The sequence below is a fragment of the Streptomyces sp. NPDC048442 genome (assembly GCF_040651475.1).
Taxonomy (GTDB): Bacteria; Actinomycetota; Actinomycetes; order Streptomycetales; family Streptomycetaceae; genus Streptomyces.
This window is the reverse complement of sequence record NZ_JBEZKB010000006.1, coordinates 329,141-348,133: the sequence shown is the minus strand read 5'-3', so window position 1 is coordinate 348,133 and position 18,993 is coordinate 329,141. Positions and strand designations below refer to the sequence as shown.

The 18,993-nt window shown below is 68.3% G+C and carries 11 protein-coding genes; 8 read left to right on the top strand and 3 right to left on the bottom strand.

What is annotated here, in order from left to right:
* Positions 1 to 255 precede the first annotated feature (255 nt).
* From AB0D18_RS12715 to AB0D18_RS12690, 6 genes are all read left to right on the top strand, one after another.
* Positions 256 to 606: a hypothetical protein gene (locus tag AB0D18_RS12715; RefSeq protein ID WP_362415892.1), complete on the top strand. Its 351-nt coding sequence runs from the start codon at positions 256 to 258 to the stop codon at positions 604 to 606.
* A gap of 76 nt (positions 607 to 682) precedes the next feature.
* The gene (locus AB0D18_RS12710; protein ID WP_362415890.1) at positions 683 to 1,297 is read left to right on the top strand and encodes a sigma-70 family RNA polymerase sigma factor; all 615 of its coding nucleotides are present in this window, start codon (positions 683 to 685) and stop codon (positions 1,295 to 1,297) included.
* Positions 1,294 to 1,701 carry a hypothetical protein gene (locus tag AB0D18_RS12705; RefSeq protein ID WP_362415888.1) on the top strand — a complete coding sequence of 136 codons (408 nt, stop codon included), beginning with the start codon at positions 1,294 to 1,296 and terminating at the stop codon, positions 1,699 to 1,701. The genes AB0D18_RS12710 and AB0D18_RS12705 overlap by 4 nt, the downstream gene beginning before the upstream one ends.
* Before the next feature lie 66 nt (positions 1,702 to 1,767).
* Positions 1,768 to 2,394 carry a YigZ family protein gene (locus tag AB0D18_RS12700; protein WP_362415886.1) on the top strand — a complete coding sequence of 209 codons (627 nt, stop codon included), beginning with the start codon at positions 1,768 to 1,770 and terminating at the stop codon, positions 2,392 to 2,394.
* Positions 2,395 to 2,499: 105 nt separating this feature from the next.
* On the top strand, positions 2,500 to 3,669 hold the full coding sequence (locus AB0D18_RS12695; protein WP_362415884.1) for an exonuclease SbcCD subunit D: 1,170 nt from the start codon (positions 2,500 to 2,502) through the stop codon (positions 3,667 to 3,669).
* Positions 3,666 to 6,671: an SMC family ATPase gene (locus AB0D18_RS12690; RefSeq protein WP_362415882.1), complete on the top strand. Its 3,006-nt coding sequence runs from the start codon at positions 3,666 to 3,668 to the stop codon at positions 6,669 to 6,671. Before AB0D18_RS12695 ends, AB0D18_RS12690 begins: the two co-directional genes overlap by 4 nt.
* Positions 6,672 to 6,823: 152 nt before the next feature.
* Here the strand turns inward: AB0D18_RS12690 and AB0D18_RS12685 are convergent, their stop codons facing one another.
* Entirely contained in the window at positions 6,824 to 7,063 is a 240-nt protein-coding gene (locus tag AB0D18_RS12685; protein WP_362415881.1) for a hypothetical protein, read from the bottom strand.
* Positions 7,064 to 7,801: 738 nt separating this feature from the next.
* Positions 7,802 to 8,293, bottom strand: a complete 492-nt coding sequence (locus tag AB0D18_RS12680) for a hypothetical protein (RefSeq protein WP_362415880.1) — start codon at positions 8,291 to 8,293, stop codon at positions 7,802 to 7,804.
* A 336-nt stretch (positions 8,294 to 8,629) separates the two neighbouring features.
* On the opposite strand from AB0D18_RS12680, the gene AB0D18_RS12675 reads away from it, so the two are divergent.
* Complete coding sequence (locus AB0D18_RS12675; protein WP_362415879.1) at positions 8,630 to 17,188, top strand: DNRLRE domain-containing protein; 8,559 nt, start codon at positions 8,630 to 8,632, stop codon at positions 17,186 to 17,188.
* Between the two features lie 201 nt (positions 17,189 to 17,389).
* Positions 17,390 to 17,830: a DUF5959 family protein gene (locus tag AB0D18_RS12670; RefSeq protein WP_362415877.1), complete on the top strand. Its 441-nt coding sequence runs from the start codon at positions 17,390 to 17,392 to the stop codon at positions 17,828 to 17,830.
* Positions 17,831 to 18,038: 208 nt separating this feature from the next.
* On the opposite strand, the gene AB0D18_RS12665 is transcribed toward AB0D18_RS12670, so the two are convergent.
* Positions 18,039 to 18,968, bottom strand: coding sequence for a ParB N-terminal domain-containing protein (locus AB0D18_RS12665; protein WP_362415875.1), 930 nt, complete (start codon positions 18,966 to 18,968; stop codon positions 18,039 to 18,041).
* Positions 18,969 to 18,993 lie beyond the last annotated feature (25 nt).

Sequence of the window (18,993 nt, the reverse complement as noted above, 5' to 3'; positions counted from 1 at the left end):
GTCTTCCGTGCCTCCTGGTGCGGTGCGGGGCCGCCTGTGGTCGTGTCGTGGTCGTGTCGTGGCCGGTCTGGTGGCCGTCTGGTGGTCCGAACCACCGTGAGGGCCGGGCCATTCCCGGGCGGAGCAGGCGCGAAAGTTTCCCGGACGAGGTCGCAACCTCCGGGGCCGCCGCACGTCTGGTGGGTTGAAGGCGCCCTTCACCTGATGTTCCAGATGTTCCAGACCGTGTATTTGTCGCTTCCTCGGGAGAGTCCCATGTCCTTGCACACCAAGCGCAACCACCGTACCCGCGCCCGGGTCCTGGGCGCCGTCGCCGGTGCCGCGCTGCTCATCGGCGGTGCCTTCGCCACGCAGGCCTTCGCCGACTCCGGCGTGACGCCGGCACCTGCCGCGCCGAAGGTCACCACGAGCAGCGCACCTGTAGCCGCCCCCGCACCCGCCCCCGCCCCCGCGGCTCCGAAGGCCGACAGCGCCCCGAAGGCCGTCGAGGCCGGCAAGTCGGCGGACGCGGGCAAGCCGGCGAGTGCGGGCGAGGCCGTCCCCGCCCCCGCTCCGGCAGGGAACGCGCCCAAGGTGATCAAGCCGGGCAGCGGAGTTCAGAAGTAGCAGCGGCGGCAGCACCACGGGGGCGGGCCGGCCCGCGCACGGACCGGCCCGCCCCTCCCGCAACGGATCGAGGCCCATGCAGTACGTCATCACCGCAGCGCCGCCCTGGTGGTCCCGGCTGCTCGCCCGTACGTCCCGTACCGCGGACGTCTCCGTACGCGGGCGCCGTCCGCAGGCACCCGTCGCGCCGTACGACGACGAACCGCCGCCCTCCCTGACCGAGCTGTACCGGGCCCGGCGGCTCGACATGGTGCGCCTCGCGCTCTTCCTGGTCGACGACCTGCACACCGCCGAGGACGTCGTCCAGGACGCGTTCGCCGCCGTCTGCCGCAAGTACGGCACCTCGCTGGACGGGCTCCAGAACCCCGGGGCGTACCTGCACACCGCCGTCGTCAACGCGGCCCGCTCCGTCCTGCGCAGAAGGCGCACCGCACGCGCCTACACCCCGCCCCACCAGGGGCACGGGCCGCCCGTCGACGAGGAACTGCTGCTTGCCGAGGAACACCGCCAAGTCCTCGACGCGCTCGCCCGGTTGACGCACAGGCAGCGCGAGGTGCTGGTGCTGCGTTACTGGTCGGAGCTGACCGAGGCGCAGATCGCGCAGACGCTGGGCATGTCGCGCGGCACGGTGAAGTCCACCGCGAGCCGCGCGCTGGACGCCCTGGAGAAGAAGCTGGAGCCACGCCGATGACGCCCGGAAACGCCGAGGACCGCCGGACGGGGGCCGGTGATCACGGGACGGCGGCGGCAGCCCGCCGGAGGGCCACCGAGGACCGGCTGCGCGCCGCGCTGGCCGCCCGCGCCGATCTCCTCACTCACCGCGACCTGCGCCGCGACGCACCCCCGCAGGGGCACGGCCGGGGCGTGCGCCGGCTGCGCGGGGCCGCCCTCGGGGTGCTCGGTCTGGCGGCCGCCGTGGTGGCCGTGTGCCTGCTGGTGCTCCTGCCCGGCGGCCCGCAGACCCCGGCCCCGGTAGTGCCCGCGGGCACTCCGGGCATCAGCGAACCGCCGCCGCCCACCCCCACCCCGACGGGCACGGGCACGGGCACGGTCGGCCCGTCCCCCGTGGACCCGCGGGTGACCGGCAGGCCGTAGAGCCCCACGGTCCACGCTGGAGGACCGTTTCGGCAGGTCCCGTACGGTCCGCATAGGGTGGGCGGAATGCAGGAGCAGTACCGGACCGTCGCCCACGCGGGCGTGCACGAGGCGGAGATCAACCGATCCCGATTCCTCTGCGCCCTCGCACCCGCCGCGACCGAGCAGGAGGCGCAGGACTTCGTCGCGCGCGTCCGCAAGGAGCACCCCACCGCCTCGCACAACTGCTACGCGTACGTCGTGGGGGCCGACGCCGGGATCCAGAAGGCGAGCGACGACGGCGAACCAGGCGGCACCGCCGGAGCCCCGATGCTGCAGATGCTGATGCGCCGCGAGGTGCGCTACGCCGTCGCCGTCGTCACCCGCTACTACGGCGGAGTGAAGCTCGGCGCGGGCGGCCTGATCAGGGCGTACGGGGGCGTGGTCGGCGAAGCCCTGGACGAGCTGGGCACGATCACTCGGCAGCGCTTCAAGCTCGCCACCGTCACCGTGGACCACCAGCGGGCGGGGAAGCTGGAGAACGACCTGCGGGCGACGGGGCGCTCCGTGCGCGAGGTGCGGTACGCGGAAGCGGTCACCATCGAGATCGGCCTGCCGGACGCCGACGTGGAGTCCTTCCGCGGCTGGCTCGCGGATGCGACGGCGGGGACCGCCGGGTTCGAGCTGGGCGGCGAGGCGTACGGCGACGTCTGACAGCCGCCCCGGACGCTCCGGACCAGGGGCGTACGAGGCCGCTGGGAGGGCGGATTCCACCGTTGCGGCCTTGATTGTCAGACCCTCCCTTTACTCTCGTGAACCATGAGGCTTCTGCATACGTCCGACTGGCACCTCGGTCGGTCCTTCCACCGGGTGGGGCTGCTCGACGCCCAGGCCGCGTACCTCGACCACCTGGTCGCGACGGTCCGCGCGCACCAGGTGGACGTGGTGCTGGTCGCCGGGGACGTGTACGACCGCGCGGTGCCGCCGCTCGCCGCCGTGGAGCTCTTCGACCAGGCCCTGCACCGGCTCGCCGCCGAGCACGTGCCGACGGTGATGATCTCCGGCAATCACGACTCGGCCCGCCGGCTGGGCGTCGGGGCGGGCCTCATCGAGCGGGCGGGCATCCACCTGCGGACCGACCCGGCGGGCTGCGCCACCCCCGTCCTGCTCTCCGACGCGCACGGCGAGGTGGCCTTCTACGGGCTGCCCTACCTGGAGCCCGCGCTCGTACGGGACCAGCTCGGCGCGGCCAAGGCACGGCACGAGCACGTGCTGTCCGCCGCCATGGACCAGGTCCGCGCCGACCTCGCCACCCGGCCCGAAGGCACCCGCTCCGTCGTCCTCGCCCACGCCTTCGTCGCGGGCGGCGAACCCTCCGACAGCGAGCGCGACATCACCGTCGGGGGAGTGGCGGCCGTCCCTGCCGGGGTCTTCGACGGCGTCGACTACGTCGCCCTCGGCCATCTGCACGGCGCGCAGCGGGTCACCGAGCGGGTCCGCTACTCCGGCTCGCCCCTCGCCTACTCCTTCTCCGAGGCCGACCACCGCAAGACGATGTGGCTGGTCGACCTCGGCCCCGGCGGGGAGATCGCCGCCGCCGAGCGGCTCGACTGCCCGGTGCCCCGGCCGCTCGCCCGCATCCGCGGACAGCTGGAGGACCTCCTCGACGACCCCTCCCTCGACCGGCACGAGGGCTCCTGGGTCGAGGCGACGCTCACCGACCCGGTGCGGCCCGACGATCCGATGGCCCGGCTCTGCGCGCGCTTCCCGCACACCGTCAGCCTGGTCTTCGCCCCCGACCGGGGCCCCGAGAGCGAGCACGTCTCGTACGCCCAGCGCCTCAAGGGACGCGGCGACCAGCAGATCGCGGAGGACTTCGTGGCGCACGTCAGAGGCGGCAGTGGGCCCGACGGGCGGGAACGGGCGGTGCTCCAGGGTGCGTTCGACGACGTCCGCATCGACGAGACGGTGCGCGAGGTGGCCCGATGAGACTGCACTCCCTGCGCATCACCGCCTTCGGCCCTTTCGGCGCCACCCAGAAGGTCGACTTCGACGCACTGTCCTCGGCCGGACTGTTCCTGCTGCACGGGCCGACCGGCGCGGGCAAGACCTCTGTCCTGGACGCCGTCTGCTTCGCCCTGTACGGATCGGTGCCCGGCGCCCGCGAGGGGCGCGGACTCACCCTGCGCAGCGACCACGCCGCACCGGACCTGCCCACCGAGGTCATCCTCGAGCTGACCGTCGGCGGACGCCGGTTGGCGGTCACCAGACGGCCCGCGCAGCAGCGTCCCAAGAAGGGCCGCCGCACCGGATTCGTCACGGACAAGGCACAGAGCTGGCTGAGCGAGTACGACGCGCAGTCGGGGAAGTGGCAGTCGCTGAGCCGCTCCCACCAGGAGATCGGCGAGGAGATCAGCCAGCTCGTCGGGATGAACCGCGAGCAGTTCTGTCAGGTCGTGCTGCTCCCGCAGGGCGACTTCGCCCGCTTCCTGCGCGCCGACGCCGAAGCCCGCGGCAAGCTCCTGGGCAAGCTCTTCGACACCCGCCGCTTCGCCGCCGTCGAAGAGCGCCTCGCCGAACTGCGGCGCACCGCCGAGCAGCAGGTCAAGGCGGGCGACGACCGGCTCCTCGCGCTCGCCGAGCGGATGGCCGAGGCAGCGGGCCCGGCCGCCGCCGACCACCCGCGCCCCGAGGAGCGCCCCGGCGACCCGGGGCTTGCCGCAGCCGTCCTGGCCTGGGCCGCCGTGGCCCGCAGCGGCGCCCGCGAACGGCGTGACATCGCCGCCCTCACCGTCGCCGCCACCGAGAGTAGACAGGCCGCCGCCCGCCACGCCCTGGAGGAGCAGCGCGAACTGCTCCGGCTCCAGGAGCGGTTCGCCGACACCCAAAGGCGCGCCGACGCCCTCGACGCCCGCCGCGAGGAGTACGAGCGGCTCTGCGCCCGGCAGGACCTGGCCAGGGCCGCCGACCGGGTGGCACCCGCCCTGGCCCTGCGCGGCGCCGCCGACCGCGAACACCGGGCGGCGACCCGCACCTACGAGGAGGCCCGCTCCCGGCTTCCGGCCTCCCTCGCGGACGCGGGCGCCGACCAACTCGCCGAGCGGGAAGGGCGGATACGCCAGGAACTGGGCGGTCTCGACGCCGCCCGCCGGGCCGAGCGCCGCAGCGCCGACATCACCGCCGAACGGGCCGCCCTCGACCGCGAGGCCCGCGCCGACGACGAACTCCGCCAGGAAGCCGACGAGTGGCTCGCCGAATGGGACACCGTACGGCGCCGGCACCAGGAGCGCATCGAGGCCGCCCAGGAGGCCGTCACCCGCGCCGGACAGCTGGAGGCGCAGCTGGAGCCGGCCCGCACCCGGCTCGACGCCGCACGCCGCCGCGACGAACTCGACCGGCGGGCCGCGGCGGCGAAGGAGGAGGAGCAGACCGCCCGCGACAGGGCGAGCAGCGCCCGCGAGAGGTGGCTCGACCTGCGCGAGCGCCGACTGAGCGGAATCGCCGCGGAGCTGGCCGCAGGACTGCACGACGGCGAGGCCTGCAAGGTCTGCGGCGCCACCGAACACCCAGCCCCCGCACGGGCCGGAGCCGGACACGTCGACCGTGCCGCCGAGCAGCAGGCCGAGACGGCGTACGCCACGGCGGACGGGGCCAGGGCACAGGCCGAGAGCGCCCTGGCCCGGCTGCGCGAGACCCTTGCCGCCGCGCAGGCCGAGGCGGGCGGCGCGACCGTCGCCGAACTTGCCGCGCAGGCCCACGAGTTGCAGAGCGAGTACGCGGCGGCGCACACCGGGGCGGGTGACATGCACGCCGCCCGGGAGTCCCTCGACCGGGCCGAGCGGGAGCACACCCGCCGCGTCGAAACCCGCGAACAGGCCGAGCGCCGCGGCGCCGCCCGCACTTCGCACCGCGAAGCCCTCGACCGTGAACTCGCTTCACTGGAAGAGGAGTTGACCCGAGCGCGCGGCGGAGCGGGCAGCGTGCAGGAACAGTTCGGGCTGCTGCGGCACCGGGCCGAGCTGCTCGCCGGAGCGGCGGAGGCCGTACGGGCCCACGAGACGACGGCGGAACGACTCAAGGAAGCCGACGGCGCTCTCGTGGACGCCGCGTTCAAGGCCGGGTTCGCGACCCCGCAGGAAGCGGACGCGGCGCTGCTCGACGACGTACGACGGCGCGAGCTTCAGCACCGTATCGACACCTGGCAGGCTGAACGGGCGGCGGTCGCCGAGCGGCTGCGCGAGAGCGACGCCGCCGAAGCCGCACAGCGGCCGGCCGCCGACCCGCAGACGGCCCGTGCCGTACTGGACGCCGCCGAGCGCGCGCAGCGGGACGCGACCTCGTCGTACGACGCGGCCCACGAGCGGTGCGCGGCGCTGGCCCGCCTCGCCCGGCAGGCCGAGGCCGAAGCACGCCGACTCGGCCCGCTGCGCACGGAGTACGAACGGGTGGCCCGCCTCGCCGGGCTCACGGCGGGCACCTCCGCCGACAACGAACGCAAGATGCGCCTGGAGTCGTACGTCCTCGCCGCCCGGCTCGAACAGGTCGCCGCCGCCGCGACCGCCAGGCTCCACCGGATGTCCGACGGCCGCTACACCCTCGTCCACTCCGACGAGCGGACCACCGGGAGCGGCAGCCGCCGGGCCGGGCTCGGCCTGCACGTCGTCGACTCCTGGACCGGCCGCGAGCGAGACACCTCCACCCTGTCCGGCGGCGAGACCTTCTTCGCGTCGCTGGCGCTGGCACTGGGCCTCGCCGACGTGGTCACCGACGAAGCGGGCGGGGTGCGCCTCGACACCCTCTTCATCGACGAGGGCTTCGGCAGTCTCGACGAGGCGACCCTCGACGAGGTCATCGACGTACTGGACGCACTGCGCGAACGGAACCGCAACGTCGGCATCGTCAGCCATGTCTCCGACCTGCGGCAACGGATCGGCACCCGGCTGGAGGTGCTCAAGGGGCGGGACGGATCGGCGGTGCGTCACCATCTCTGAGTGAGTGACGGCGTCTGTCCGGTTCCTACCCCGCCTTTCCTTGATCGTCTTCGCCCTCTGTCCCCCCGCTTGTCCCCCCAGGGTCGTCTCCTTACCCGGCATTCACACCAGCATTCGCATCCGCATTCGCATCCGCATCCGCGCCGTCAGAGTCAGGCGAGTCCGAGGCCGAAAACGGCACCCTTGTGTGCCCTCACCTCGCCCTTGTCGCTCCAGCGGAGGACGAAACCAGCCGCGTCCGGCCGCTGACCGCCCCACGCCAGGCACGCCGGCACCACCTTCTGCCGCTCGTTGAGCTGCACACCAAGGCGACGTGCAGGCACAAGCTGGCCGGTGCAGTACGCCACGTGGACCATCGCTGGGCGCAGGCTGACGCCGAGCTTCACGACCATGACCTGGGTGTACTTGTGGAGCGAGCCGGGCTTAACCCCCAGGGCCTGCCAGCTCCAGCTCAGTACGGAGCTGCGCGTCTGCGACCAGTTCTTTCCCAGCTCCGCGGTGCTGGCACGGGTGATCTGCTGGGCCTGCCAGGCGGCGGAGAGGACTTCCGCGAGGTGAGCGGTGTCGTATCCGGCGAGGTCAATGGTGCGGTTGTCGACGATGACGATCTTGGCCGCCGCATCGTCGTCGACGTCGAGCCGGGTGACGGCTATCTGCTCCTAGCCCAGATGCCGGGCCGCCTTCAGCGTGTGGTTGCCCGTCAGGACCTCGTTCGCCCGGACGGTCAGGGTGCCCCGGTTGACAACGATCGGCCGGTACTGGCCGTTCGCGGACAGGCTTGCGCAGATCGCGCCGAGGTCACCGGTATGCGGGTTGCGGTGGTAGTGCAGAAAGTCGGCGATGGGGCACCGCGAGGGTGGCCAACGACGACGGGATACGAGCTTGAGCCACGACGGGGCTCCAGCCCCGCACCCACCCCTGAGCCTAGGTGAGCAGGAGAAGCCTCGCGGGTAGCCCGCCAGACAAGCCATTTACTTACTCTCCGTCAGCTCAACACGCATGCGAGCGCGCACCTTCGCAATGGTGTGCCAAACGCCACCGTTTCAAGTAAACGAGGCGCACTTGAGGTCGAGAATGTCTTGTTCCCGCACTCGAATGGGTCTCCTTGTCAGCAACTCTCCAAATTCACTCTATGGCCTTGCGGTATCCAGGGAGGTGGTGCAGGTGGTCCGTCCGTATGCCCCTGAGGCGGTGGCCCGTTGTTTGTGCTGGTCGCGGATGGCGAGGGTGCAGGTGGCTTCGCCGCCCTGCTGCGGGAGTTGGACCTTGACAGACGGGTCCTTGCCGAGTGGTACCTGCACCGTCTTCTTCCAGGGGAGGGAGATTGCCTTCTCGGTGGTGGCGGTGCCCTGTTCGCTGGTGGCGAGGTAGGTGATGTCGGCGGTGCCGGTGCCGGTGACGGCGTAGGTGACTGCGGCGGTGGGGACCGGGGCCTTGGTAGGGGTGTTCTCGCTGGTCAGGGCGTATATGCCGTACGCCGCCGCACCGGCCACCAGGAGGGCTGTGCCGGCTGCGAGGAGGCGGCGCGGACGACGAGAAGGCGCGGGCGTGCCGAGGTCGGCGGGTGCGGTGAAATCTGAGGAACTGTCGGGTGGCTGGGGCTCGGTGCTGGGCGCGGGCATGGGCAGGCTTCCTGTAGTCGGAGCAACGCCGGGAAGTTCTACAACAGCTGCGCCAGCTGCGCCACCCCTGGCCTAAAAGGCACGTATCGGGCTGTCGGAATTCCACAGAATACTGGGATGTAGTCGCAAGTGACCGACATCCGCATGTGCTTGACGTCGTGTCATGCCCACGCATGGAACTTTCACTTCTTCATCACTGACCGGGAAATTCCCGCGGCAGTGCTTAGCCCTGCTCGCTTTCGGCCTGCACGGTGGAATTCGGCCAGGGGAAAGGCAGTTGAACTAGTGAGGATTCGGCACCGAAGATTTATCGCCGCCCTCGTCGTGTCGGCCGTCATGGGGACTGCGTTGCCGCAGATCGCCTATGCGGCTCCCGCTCCCGGGGGTGGTGATGACGGAGACGGCAAGAGCTTCGCGGACACCGTCTCGGGATGGTTCGGGGGCGACGACGAGGATGCGAAGGACCAGAAACCGCCTGCGGGCGGGAAGTTGGAGATCCCCTCCCGGGAGCGTCTGGCGAAGGGGCGGAACGCCCCGCAGGCCAAGCGGGTGAAGGAGCTGACGGGCGAGCGCACGTCGAGTGCGCGGTTCTGGCAGTTGTCGGACGGGCGGGTGGAGGCGGAGCTGTCCGCGTTCCCCACCTCCTACCGCCAGGGGACGGCCTGGAAGCCGATCGACACGGCGATACGAGCGTCCGGCCAGCAGCTCACCAACACCACGAACACCGCGGCAAGTTACTTCGGCAAGAAGGCCAATGAGCTGCTGCGGTACGAGGTCGGGGGCGGCGGGTCGGTCACCCTGGGCCTCGACGGTGCGGCGGGTGCGCTGGCGCCGGCGGTCAAGGGTGACACGGTCACCTACAAGGACCCGAAGTCCGGGGCCGATTTGGTCTACCAGGTCGGTGCGGGGCAGGTGAAGGAGAACATCGTCCTGGCGAAGCGGCCGGGCGGACCGCTCTCGTTCACGTTTAAGCTGAGCACGGACGGGCTGATACCCAAGGCCCGCAAGGACGGGTCGATCGCGTTCTTCTCGGAGACTTCCAAGCACCCGGTGCTGGTGATCCCGGCTCCGTACATGACGGATGCGAAGAAGTCGGCCTCGTCTGCCTACGGGCAGGTCAGCACCGACAAGGTCACCCAGAAGCTGGCCCGGGACGGCAAGGGCTGGAAGCTGACCGTCACCCCGGACGCCGCATGGCTGGCGGACCCGGCACGGCAGTACCCGGTGACGGTTGATCCGACACTGACGGTGGCCCCGCAGCCGGGGCAGTCGCAGGACACGATGGTCCTTTCCGACACCCCGGAGGAGAACTTCGGGGCGTCGTGGAAGATGTCCGTCGGCAAGACCGGTGCGGGCGTGGCGCGTTCGCTGCTGAAGTTCCCGCTGGACCAGATTCCGGCCAAGACGAAGATCGATTCAGCGCGCCTTGGCCTGTACTTCGACCAGGTGCACGGCAGCAACGCCTACGACGTGCCGCTGGCCGCGTACCGGGCGACGGGTGCGTGGGACGAGTCGACGGCGACCTGGACCAACACCAATGCCCTGGTGGGCGAGGTGTCGGGCACCTCGGTGCAGGCCGGCCCCGGTACGGCGGGCAGCACCGCTGCGCAGGGTGAGTGGCCGAAGGCGCAGGACGCCAAGGGCGGTGACTTCGCGTTCAACAAGAGCGCGGCCAAGGGGGAGACGTACACCTGGCAGCCGCAGGTCCCGGAGTCCGGGAAATACCGGGTCGAGGTCCGCACGCCGGGCACCGACCTGGAGAACGCGGCCACCGAGGCCCCGTACACGGTGACCGGCAGCAAGGGCACCACGAAGACCACGCTCGATCAGAGCGACGGCAAGGCCGGGAACTGGTCGCCCCTGGGTGATCCGGTGGACTTCGCGCGCGGCACCGCCGGCAAGGTGACCCTGTCCGGCAGCGGTGACGAGGACGAGCGCACGCTCGCCGGCTCCGTCCGCCTGGTTGCCGATGCCCAGGTCGTGAAGGCCAAGGGTCAGCACAGCACGTGGCACCGCTTCCCGGTGAAGGACACCGTGCAGAAGTGGGTGGACGGCACGGCCGCCAACCACGGCTTCGTCGTGAAGGCGGTCGACGAGACGGCCACCGGCCCGATCGGCGGCCCCCGGTATGAGTCCGCCGATGGAAACTACGACGGCGAGACCGCCAACTACCCCCGCCTGACCGTGACCTACGGTGCGATCGGTACGGAGCTGCGCGAGCCGACCGTGGTGCACGGCAACGGCCCCAAGCTGTCCTGGGCCGCGTACACCAACACCTCCGGTGACGTGGCGAACGACCTGGTCGAGTACCAGATCCACCGCTCCGCCACGCCCAACTTCACGGTCGGCCCCAACACCCTGGTCGCCCCGGTGGGCAAGGGCGAGACGTCGTACCAGGACGTCTCGGCCGCCCCGACCCCGGCGGCCAGTGCCAGTGAGATCGGGCGCACGCACTACTACCAGATCGCGGTCAAGACCAAGGGCGGCCAGCTCCTGGGCTCCCCGATCCGCGACGTCGGCGTACCAAAGGCCGGGCGGACCCTGCGCATCCTGCCCGCCACGCACGACACCACCCTGTCGTCGCTGAAGCCGGACGCCAACCTGGACAAGCTTCCCGCCGACGGCGGCGACCAGGCGTGGCTGAGCGTGGGCAACAACTCCGCCACCGACGGCACGACTCGCAGCGCCTTCACGTTCCCGACCGACCCCGTCGTCGACCCCATCCCCGACACCGCGACCGTGTTGCAGTCGCAGGTGCAGCTGTGGGGCGCGGAGACCACCACCGGCACCAAGGGCGCAACGTACGAACTCGCGCCCCTGTCACGGGACTTCGCCGAGACGGGCGCCACGTGGAACAAGGCGAACGCCACCACCGCCTGGACCAAGCCCGGCGGCGACTTCGGCGCGGCCGTCTCCGACTCGGTCGGCGGTATCACCAGCGAGGTCGGCCGCCACACCTGGGACGCCACCTCGCTGACCCAGAAGTGGGTGGAGAAGCCGGCCGAGAACAAGGGCACGGTCATCAAGCTGGCCAACGAGGCGACGACCGCCCCGCAGGAACGCACCATGTTCCTCTCCGGCGAAGCAACCGAGGAGCGCCTGCGTCCCCAACTCCGCGTGATCTACGTGGACTCCACGCCGTGGAACACGTACTACGCGCCGCACACCCCGACCCGTATGACCGAGGACAACACGTACCCGGTCGACGTCACCCTCACCAACACCAGCGACAGCGCCTGGCCCGCCGGTGAGCGCAAGCTCTCCTACCGCTGGGCCCTGCCGGACGGCACCGAGCTGACCGACACCCCCACCCTCAACCTGCGCACCGATGTCCCCGCCCTCCTCCCCGGCGAGGAAGCGATCGTCAAGGCGACGGTCAAGTCCCCTCCGGTGGAAGGCAACCGGCGCGAGGGCCACACCCTCATCTGGGACGTCTTCAACGCCAAGGCCTCCACCTGGCTCTCCAAGACCGACGCGATCGGCGGCCTGGAGCAGCCCGTCGCGGTCGAGGACCCGACCGCCGACCGGCTGGGGATGGAGAAGTACCACTCCTACACCGGCAAGAACACCGGCGCCGGCTCGACGTTCATGTCCAACCTCGGTTCCGGCAACGGAGTGTGGTCCTACAACGCGTTCAACAACCCCGGCCGCGGCCTGAACACGTTCCTGCGCCTGTCGTACAACGCGCAGGACACCTCCGACACCCAGCTCGGCCACGGCTGGTCCGCCCAGGCCGCAGGCCCCATGCGGCTGGGCACGATGCTGGACTTCCACCCGGACAGCGCACCGGGCGAGGTCTACATCACCGACGGTGACGGCACCCAGCACCTCTTCAAGAAGCAGGGCGACGGCACCTGGCGCTCGTCTGCGGGCTACCACTACCTCCTCACCCCGAAGCAGGGTGTGACCTGCACCGACGGCATGGACGAGGTGACCGACGCCTGGACGATGACCCGCCCGGACGGCACCCGCTTCACCATCGACTGCGACGGCTACCTGCGCACGGTCATCGACAAGAACGGCAACACCCAGACCTACCTCTACGAGGTCCGCGACTCCGGCAACCGCTGGATCAAGTTCCTCAAGGAGATCAAGGACCCGGCCGCGCGTAGCTCGCTGAAGCTGGACTACTGGCTGCCGGGCGACAAGACGTACGAATACATCGACGCGGACGGTGACAAGGTCCCGGGCTCTGTGCTGTGGGACCCGAAGATCTACGACCACGTGAAGTCGATCACCGACATCTCGGGCCGCAAGGTCACCTTCCACTACACCCGCCAGGGCACCCTCGGCCGCCTCACCGACGGCGCGGGATCCGCGCAAGAGAAGGTCTTCAAATTCGGCTACGACACGGCGCAGGGCGCCAAGAACGTCAAGCTGACCAAGGTCACCGACCCCCGCGGCAACGCCACCTCCCTCGCCTACGACCGTGACCCCGAGTACCGGTGGTCGACCAAGACGCTCACCGACCGCCTCGGTGGCCCGACCACCTTCGCGTACACCCCGACCGGCAGTGGCCGCACCACCAAGGTCACCGACGCCGAGAACCACTCCTCGTCGTACGTCACCGACGGTCTGGACCGGGCCACCACGGTCACCAACGCCAAGTCGCAGACGACGAAGATGAGTTGGGACGACGATCACAACGTCACCCTCATTGAGGAGAACAACGGCGCCAAGACCGCCTACTGCTACGACCGCAAGACGGGCTTCCCGATCTGGCAGCGGTCGGCGGAGGACAACAAGGCGGGCATCCCCGCGGCCGAGGAGTGCGCGGGTCCGGGCAAGTTCCCGGCCCACTCGGTGCGCTACGAGTACCAGACCCGGGCGGACGGCTACGCGGCCGACCTGTGGAAGAAGACTTCCGCGGAGAACCGCGCCTGGCAGTTCGGCTACGACGCCTTCGGCAACCTGAAGACGGTCACCGACCCCAAGGGCGTCGCGACGGCCACGGCCGGTGACTACTCCACGAAGTACGACTACGACGGCTTCGGCCAGCTCATCACGGCGACGGACGCCAACGGGCATGCGACGGTCAACTCGGAGTTCTCTCCGGTCGGTTACCCGGCCAAGACCAAGGACGCCAAGGGCTTCATCACCTCGACCGAGTACGACGAACGCGGGCAGGTCCGCTCTGTCACCGACGCGCTCCAGAAGAAGACCACGCAGACGTACGACACCTACGGGCGTCCGCTGGTCTCGACGATCCCGAAGGACGCGGCCACCAGGCTCACGACGAAGGCGCCGGAGTACGACGCCAACGACAACGTGACCAAGTCCACGGCGATCAACGACGCGGTCTCGACCGCTGAGTACGACAAGGCCGACCAGATCGTGGCGGCCACCGCACCCCAGGACACCGCCACCTCCGGCGAGCGTAAGTCGACGTACACCTACGACAAGGTCGGCAACCTGAAGTCGACGACCGAGCCCAAGGGCACGGCAACGGCCGCAGACGCCAAGGACTACGTCACCACCAACACCTACGACGAGATCTACCAGCTCACCGACGTCACCAACGCAGCGGGTGACAAGGTCAGTTACGTCTACGACGGCGTCGGCAACCCCGTCAAGGTCATCGACCCGAAGAAGAACAAAACCCCTGCCGACGACTTCACCTCTAAAACCGACTACGACTTCAACCACCGGGTCGTCGCGACCACGGACGCGGCGGGCAAGACCAGCCGCCAGGAGTACGACAAGGACTCGCTGCCGGTCGCCGCGATCGACGCCGAGAACAACAAGGTCATCCGTGACTTCGACGAGCGCGGAAAGCTCGCGGTCGTGAAGTCCCCGCACACGGCAGACGTGACGCGGGAGACGAAGTTCGGCTACGACCAGGTCGGCAACACGATCAAGGTCATCTCGCCGCGCGGCGTCAACACCCCGGGCACGGACGCCGACTTCGTTTCCGAGACCACGTACGACGAACTCAACCGCCCCAAGCGGCAGATCCAGCCGTACGACCCGGCGGACGCCCGCTACAACAAGCAGGTCTGGACCGAGACCACCTACGACGCGGTCGGCCGCGTCGCGAAGGTCTCCATGCCGCCGAGCTCAGGCGAGACCACCCGTAACGACACCACCTACGACTACTACGACACCGGCTGGGTGAAGTCCGCGAAGGACCCGTGGGACATCCTCACGGAGTACGCCTACGACAACCTCGGCCAGCAGACGAAGCGCACCCTCACCTCGGCGGGCGGCTCGTCCAAGCGCACGATGACGTGGGACCACTTCCCCGACGGCAAGCTCAAGACCCTCCAGGACGGCGGCATCCCCGTCGGCCAGTCGGTCGTGCTCGTCAACAACACCGACAAGCAGAACGTGGCGGCCACCGGCGCTCCGGAGTGGAAGAGCACCCTTAACCGCGACCACGTCCACGCACCCGGCACGGGCACGGACGCCTTCCAGTGGACGCTGAACATCCCCAAGGACGGAAAGTACGCGGCGTACGTCAAGTACCCGAAGGTCGCCGGGGCCTCCCCGACCGCGACGTACTCCCTCTCCCACGCCAAGGGCTCCACGAACGTCAAAGTCGACCAGCGCACCAACACCGATGGCTGGGTCAAGATCGGCGACTACGACTTCAAGGAAGGCACCGAAGCTCTCAAGCTCGCCGAATCCGGTGCGGGCACGGTCGCCGCGGACAGCGTGAAGCTGGTCCGCGACAACTCCGCCGAGGCGGACGTAGAGCAGAAGAAGTTCGACTACGCCTACGACGTCAACGGCAACCTGACCTCGGTCGACGACACCTCCTCAGGCCGCCGCATCGACGCCTACACCGTCACCTACACCGGCCTCAACCAGGTCGAGACGGTCACCGAAGCCCTGGCCGGCCAGGAGAAGAAGAAGACCGCCTACACCTACGACGAAAATGGCCAGCCCAAGACCCAGACCCACCCCGACCAGTTCTCCTCCTACACCTACGACCTGCGCGAGCTGGTCAAGACGGTGACGGTCGGCAAGTCGGCGACGGACCCGGCGGCGAAGGTCTCCACCTACGACTACACCGACCGAGGCCAGAAGAAGCAGGAGATCAAGGGCAACAAGAACGTCGTCGGCTACGACTACTACCTCGACGGTGCCCTGCGCACCCAGACGGAGAAGAAGCCCGACAACACCCTCATCTCCAGCCACACCTACGCCTACGACGCCAACGGCAACAAGGCACAGGACGTCGCCCAGAAGCGCAACGCCGACGATGCGACGAAGCTCCTGTCCTCCACCACCCAGTACACCTACGACCCGGCCGACCGCCTCGCCAAGGCGGACAAGACAGGCAACGGCGCAGGCGTCGAGACGTACGTTCACGACGACAACGCCAACGTCATCTCCCAGACGGTCAAGGGCAAGACGACCACCTTCGGCTACGACCGCAACCGCCTGCTGAAGACCACCGTCGGCACGGCGGTCGCAGACCACATCTACGACCCCTTCGGCCGCCAGGACTCCGTCAAGGCCGGCACACAGGTCGTCGAGAAGAACACCTACGACGGATTCGACCACGTCGTCAAGCACGACAAGGCCGACGCCACCGGTGCCCTGAAGTCCACGACATACGCCTTCGACCCGCTCGACCGCACCACCTCCAAGACCGAGGGCGGGAAGAAGACCGAGTACAACTACCTGGGCATGTCGAGCGAGGTCCTCACCGAGGAAGTCGCCAGCAAACTCACGGCTTCCTACCAGTACAGCCCCTGGGGCGAACGCCTCTCCCAGATCAAGCACGCCGCTGACGGCAAGACGGACGAGTCGTACTACGGCTACAACAGCCACACCGACGTCGAAACCCTGACCGGCGTGGACGGCAACGCGAAGGCCACGTACGGCTACACCGCCTACGGATCCGACGACACGTCCGATTTCACCGGCATTGACAAGCCCTCGGCGACGAACCCGACGAAGGACGCCTACAACCTCTACCGCTTCAACTCCAAGCGGTGGGACGCGGCTTCGGGTACGTACGACATGGGCTTCCGCGACTACAGCCCGGGACTGAACCGGTTCACCAGCCGGGACATGTACAACGGTGCCCTCGACGATATGGGACTCGGTAACGACCCCGTAACAGGAAACCGGTACGCGTTCACAGGTGGTAACCCAATCAACTTGGTCGAACTTGACGGGCATAAGCCCATCGAGTGCGCCGATGCAGGGATGAGCTGCACAAAAACCAACACTGGCTGGAAGGCAGAAAGCAACCTCGCGAAGAAGGAATCGCCGAGCTGCCCGTTGGCTCTCGTGAAGTGTGGTGGTTCCCCGTCGCAAGCCTTCCTGGCACCACCAGTAGCACCTTCGCTTCGTGTGCTGCCGCCGTCGACCGCTCCACCAGGGGTTATGTCCAGGCCGACGGGAGGAAAAATTCCCGGATGGTTGGGCGTCATCGTCGGAGGACTTGGGCTCCTGGGAGGCAGTAGCCCACAACCGCAGTCTTGGGACCTTGACTACGATACGCAGAGCAAGGACTGCCTGTCCGATAGGTCGGCGACAACTACCATCTTCTACAACAATCCTGACGACAAAGGGCGAGCTACTGGAGCCTGGGGGTGCCTCCATTCCTCCTCAGCTAAGAAGCAAAATGATACGGCTGCCCAGACCCCGGTGGGCTACGTCCAAGGAAAGGGAATGAATAGGTCGCATCTGCTCGCCAGGAGGTTCGGCGGGACACATGAGCGGAAAAACATCGTGCCGACCAGCATTTCCGCAAACCAGGGTGCAATGGCGACATTCGAGCGTTCTGCGGCAACAGAGCTACAGAGGAGTGGTCGTATATTCTATACAGCCATTCCCCATTACGACATAACGTCCATACGGCCCATTGGGGTCTGGATGTACTGGAAGAGCAATAGCGGGGAAGGGGAAACTTGGGTTCCAAGCGAAGTCCACAACTAGAATAGTTTCGGACCGCACAGGGTACGAGGTAGAGTTCAGCTCTGCTGAAATTTAGGGTGTCGCGTCAACTTACCGCGCTAGGGTCGGCCGGAGCTGCAATCTCCTCCGGCCGGCCCGACCCTCTCGGGGATTCCCAAACTAGCGTGCTGCGCGAGAGTTTCAGAAATTATTATTTAGATCGTCAACCTGAAAGGAATTCTAGTGACCGCTGATTCAATGGAACTGTTCCGCCTGGAAGGGGAGGAAAATAGCGTCTCTCTACGAATTGACAGAGTGAAGAAGATCGCTCAAGTGGGTGCACCAGACTATTCACTGATTGGTGAGATCATCCTCATTACACCCTTCGTTCGAGGGAGTATTAGCATCGTGCTATTTACGGAACATGTAGAGGCCTGGCAGGCGGCACTTGATTCGCTCGACGCTGGTCAGCATGTCGAGTGGCACGACGACGGGCCATTCCCATGGGTGTACATCGAGAGGGACGTTCCAGAAGACCGCGCGCACATCACAATTAAAGACCTATCAATGTCGTTGACCACCGTAACAGTGACCGTTTCCATGGATGAATCCTGGTTCGACGGCGCATACGAAAAGCTGGATCGAGTTCTTCAAAGTTTTCCTCATAGTTCCGGAAGTGCGTAGTCTTTGATTGATTCTTGGTTTAGCAAGTCGCGAGCTCGTAACGCAATCTTGCTGAAGAGCCCCGGTAGGGCCGTGACCGGTGGGACGATTCGTCCGTTCGGAATGGTGGGTGGCCTGGTTTCGGCGAAAAGCCGCACTCCGGTCACCACCACCGAGCAGGCCAACAGCAGCATGCCCACGAACGAGTGACGTTCGGAGCTGCTCGCCGTCAGGTGATAACCACACCTGTCCCTACGTATGACTCTCCACTCACAAGCACGTCCAGCGCCCGCCACGGCTCGTTCCCCGGCACCCTGCCCTCACGCACGAGCCGGTCGACCGCCGCCCTCACCGCGGCCGCGGTCTCCACTGGGATGTCCCGTACACCGAACACCGTCTCCAACGGGGCCATGCCCTTCCGGATCGCCGCCCCTGTGGCCGCGTCGAACCAACCCTCGGCAAGCTCGGACAAGTGCCGCTCGAACACCGCCAGGATCACGCCGAGCGCCGTCGCACTGTTCCCGATCTTGTACGCGGCCCGGGACGTCTCCAGCGCATCGAGCACCGGCTCGTACTGCTTCAGCCCCGCCACCCACCGCTCGTCCGCTGTCGCCGCCGACCGCGCCGCGTCGAACGCGGCCTCGGCCCGCTCCAGCTCATCGGGCAGGAACATGAACTGCACGCTGGCGAAGTCGAGGTTCGCCTCGCCCAAGGAGGCGACGTCGACCTTCTTCAGCAGATCCAGGACTCTGTCGTCCAGGCCCGTGTACTGCCGCCACTCCACGTTCTCCAGCTCGTCGTACAGCTCCTTCAGGATCGCCGGATCGTCCTGACCTGCAATCGCGTTGTGCGACAGCTGGAGCGCGATCTGCCGCTGACGGGCCAGCGGCTCGTCTATCTGCATCCACCAGATCGTCGGCAGGCCGGCCTCGATCGCAGCGAGCACGCGGTGATTCCCCGACAGGACCACCAGCCGCCCCGACTCGCGGTCGTTCCACACCAGCGGCGTAGAAGTCAGGTGCCCGTCACGCTCCATGTTCGCCACAAGCTGCCGGAACTGCTCATGCGGCAGGAACCGCGCGTTCACGTCCAGCAGCGTCAGCATTCGCGGATCGCCCTCCACCATCTGCGGCGGGGCAAGCCGGTTGGTCTCCTCCATGGTCAGACTCCCGTCTTCGTCATCG